We start from the raw sequence: 464 nt of genomic DNA, 5'->3' as shown, positions 1-464 counted from the left end.
TTGCCGATCAGGGGGCATGAGGCCGGCCGAAGATTGCGGCGCTCGGCGATCTGTTTCCAGCTTGGCCGTTTGAATTGCGCTGCACCGGCTCGCTATGCGCGCAAGTGCACGGAAGCGGACAACCGGTCGACCTCTCCCACCGCAAGTCGGCGATCGGCGCGGCTCCCTTCGGCAGTTCCTCTTGGCTGTTCCCCTTGGCGACCACCGCCTGCGGCATAGCTTTGCACGCAACGGCCTGCAGCGGAGCCGGCGGTTCAAGGAGCCCGAGTATGTTGGAAGAGTTCAAGAAGTTCGCGTTGCGCGGCAATGTGGTCGATCTCGCCGTCGGCGTGATCATCGGCGCGGCGTTCGGCGCCATCGTCAATTCGCTGGTTCAGGACGTCATCATGCCGATCATCGGCGCGGTGACCGGCGGGCTCGATTTCTCGAACTACTACATCCCGCTGTCCTCCAAGGTGCAGGAC

The 464-nt window shown here is 63.6% G+C and carries 1 protein-coding gene; it reads left to right on the top strand.

The genetic code is table 11. From position 1 onward, the window contains the following. Positions 1-269 precede the first annotated feature (269 nt). A partial coding sequence (mscL, locus tag C1631_RS25505; protein WP_109714493.1) for a large conductance mechanosensitive channel protein MscL occupies positions 270-464 on the top strand: 195 nt, incomplete at its 3' end.

It is taken from the genome of Chryseobacterium phosphatilyticum (genome assembly GCF_002899825.2).
Classification (GTDB): domain Bacteria; phylum Bacteroidota; class Bacteroidia; order Flavobacteriales; family Weeksellaceae; genus Chryseobacterium; species Chryseobacterium phosphatilyticum.
Note: the sequence above shows the minus strand (reverse complement) of the source record. Positions and strands in the feature narration are given on the sequence as shown.